Source organism: Bacteroidales bacterium (assembly GCA_021157585.1).
GTDB lineage: Bacteria > Bacteroidota > Bacteroidia > Bacteroidales > UBA12170 > UBA12170.
Genome location: JAGGWH010000134.1, coordinates 1 through 3,077, shown reverse-complemented (window position 1 = coordinate 3,077; position 3,077 = coordinate 1). Strand labels below are relative to the sequence as shown.

General features: G+C 35.0%; 4 protein-coding genes. 1 reads left to right on the top strand and 3 read right to left on the bottom strand.

Going from position 1 to position 3,077, the window contains the following annotated elements; all coding sequences use genetic code 11:
- The 3 genes from J7K39_09315 to trpS form a co-directional block, all read right to left on the bottom strand.
- Nucleotides 1-236, bottom strand: a 236-nt coding sequence (locus J7K39_09315) for a ferrochelatase (GenBank protein MCD6180087.1), incomplete at its 3' end; no start/stop codon positions are given.
- A gap of 11 nt (nt 237-247) precedes the next feature.
- Nucleotides 248-1,435, bottom strand: coding sequence for a GTPase HflX (gene hflX, locus J7K39_09310; GenBank protein ID MCD6180086.1), 1,188 nt, complete (start codon nt 1,433-1,435; stop codon nt 248-250).
- A gap of 104 nt (nt 1,436-1,539) precedes the next feature.
- Nucleotides 1,540-2,535: a tryptophan--tRNA ligase gene (gene trpS, locus J7K39_09305; protein MCD6180085.1), complete on the bottom strand. Its 996-nt coding sequence runs from the start codon at nt 2,533-2,535 to the stop codon at nt 1,540-1,542.
- Between the two features lie 246 nt (nt 2,536-2,781).
- Here trpS and J7K39_09300 point away from each other — a divergent pair.
- Nucleotides 2,782-3,077: hypothetical protein (locus J7K39_09300; GenBank protein ID MCD6180084.1), on the top strand; the 296-nt coding region annotated here is incomplete at its 3' end.

Genomic DNA, 3,077 nt, shown 5'->3' with positions numbered 1-3,077 from the left:
GGAGAACCTTCTTTTTCCCATAATTGCTGATAAAGCTTAGTCGATTTGGGCGCACGGAAAGGAACGATAATTAAATTAACCAGTATTTTTCTAAAAAGCCAAGGTAAATCAATAACAAAAGGATCGTTTAAAAATTCCGACAGGTATTTTCTTACACTATTAAGCTCAGGCTTATCGGGAGTTCCAACATTTATCAATAAAACAGCTTTCCTATTATTTTTCGATAAGGCATTCATCAACACATATTTTAATACAAATAATTATTATATGGATATCTGATAGAATGTATCCTTTTTACTTCCGTATAAATCAATTCCCTAATTTCTTGAAGATTTGTTTTTTCCGTAGCTGAAATAAAGATTGCCGGAGCATTATCTTTATGCATCCAGGTTTTTTTCCAATGGTCAAGAGAATAATTCTCTTTAGTTTCGGGGCTTAAATCATCGGCTTCTTTCTCAACATAATTAAAAGCATCAATCTTATTAAAAACCATAATTACCGGTTTATCACCTGCTTTGATTTCGGAAAGCGTTTGTTTCACCACATTTATTTGTTCTTCAAAATCAGGATGAGAAATATCCACAATATGCAAAAGCATATCGGCTTCACGAACCTCGTCTAAAGTAGATTTAAAACTCTCTACCAATCCATGAGGCAGTTTTCTGATAAACCCAACAGTATCCGACATTAAGAAAGGTAAGTTCTTAATCACTACTTTCCGAACGGTTGTATCTAAAGTAGCAAACAATTTATTCTCTGCAAAAACCTTCGATTTACTAAGCAAATTCATCAAGGTTGATTTGCCCACATTGGTATAACCAACCAAGGCAATACGTACCATACTCCCACGATTAGAACGCTGGGTTTCCATTTGCTTATCAATCTGTATAAGTCGTTTTTTTAATAGCGATATTCTATCGCGAATAATCCTCCTATCCGTTTCTATCTCTGTCTCACCAGGTCCACGCAAACCAATACCGCCACGCTGACGCTCTAAGTGAGTCCACATTCCGGTTAATCGAGGCAATAAATATTGATATTGAGCAAGTTCCACTTGTGTTTTAGCATGAGCGGTTTGCGCTCGTTTTGCAAAAATATCAAGGATTAAATTTGTTCTATCCAAAATCTTGCATTCCAATGCTTTTTCAAGATTACGTATTTGAGACGCACCTAATTCATCGTCGAAGACAGCAATATCAATTTCTTCAAATTCAATATATGCCTTAATATCTTCTAATTTACCGGAACCCACAAAAGTGCGCTTATCGGGAGACGACAACTTTTGTACAAAGCGTTTTTTTGTTAGTGCTCCGGCGGTATCTACCAAAAACTCAAGTTCATCAAGATATTCCTTGCTTCGGGATTCATCTTGTCCTTTGGTAATCACGCCAATTAAAACGGCAGTTTCTTGTGCTTTTGCTGTTTCGTTCAAAATAAATAGTTTTTAAAATTATTGTAAAAATATACAATTCTAAATATAAGCATCCTATGCTTTAGAATTATACCGATAATAAGGAAGATTTATTATATAAAGAGCTGTTAAAATTTACGAATGCCCATAATTTCACGCACATCCTTAATAGTTTGAGCCGCACTTTCTCTAGCTTGCTCCGCTCCCATACGTGTTACTTTAGCAAGATAATCAGTATTTTCGTACATATCTTTTATCCTTTCACGAAAAGGAGTGGTAAAGTTAATGACATCTTCGGCTAATTGCTTTTTCATATCACCATAACGAATCTCACATGTATTCCAAAGACCATCAAAATGAGAAACGGTATCTGGAGTAGAAACAACCTTCATCAAATCAAAAAGGTTTTGGATCACGGCAGGTTTATCCTGATTTTCTTCCGTCGGTCCGCTATCGGTAACCGCTTTCATTATTTTCTTTTTAATCGACTTAGGATCTTCTGCCAAAAAGATAGCATTACCCTCCCCTTCTGATTTCCCCATTTTTCCACTGCCATCCAAACCAGGAATTTTCACAAGGTTTTCACCAAAATTATAAGCTTGAGGAATGGGGAAATAATCGTTTTTATACATTCTATTGAAACGACGAGCAAAGGTACGCATCATTTCTAAATTTTGCTCCTGATCTTTACCAACAGGCACTTTAGCAGCTCTATGGATAATTACATCGGCAGCCATCAAAGTAGGATATGTAAGCAAACCCGCATTTACATTATTTGGCTGTTGCCTAACCTTATCTTTAAAAGAAGTAACACGTTCTAATTCACCAAGGTAAGCGTTCATATTTAGTAACAGATATAATTCTGTTACCTCCGGAACATCACTCTGCACATAAATACAAGCTTTTTCCGGATCGATACCACAAGCTAAATATTCTGCTAATACCGAGCGGACATTTCCGTGCAAATCAGCAGGTGTTGGATGTGTTGTTAAAGAATGATAATCGGCAATAAAAAAATACGCCTTGCTATTATCTTGCATTTTTACAAAATTCTTAACTGCTCCAAAATAATTTCCCAAATGTAAATTTCCTGTTGGACGAATTCCGCTTACTACTGTTTCCATAATTGCTTATTTATTGGCGGCAAATTTAAGTATTATAGTCCGAAGAACCCCATTTTTTTAGACTCAGAACAAAAGTTCTTTTATTAAAATACAATTGCTGTGTTTAAAAAAAGGGCTTCAAACTTCATCAAACGTTAATTTTCTCCAAAAATAAATACAAAAAGGCAATCAGATACCAACGTTTAGGGATTGTGCACAATGAAACCTATATGCAATTTTGTAATATTAAAAATAAATCAATAACCAATGAAAACTTTATATAGTATTTTTTTTACCCTTCTTTTCAGTTTTTCCTTTGCACAAAGTGATAGCCTGTATCTCTTTGAACTGAATACAGCAGACAGGCTTCAACAATTAAAGTCTTCTAAAATCAAAATTGGCGGATATGGTCAAATTGATTATAATCAACCACTCGTTGAAAACACAAAATCAGCTGGAACTTTAGATGTTCACCGTGTAATCTTGTTTTTCGGTTATTCTTTCAACCCCAAATGGGAGTTGATTACAGAGATTGAGCTTGAACATGTGAAAGAAGTTTTTGT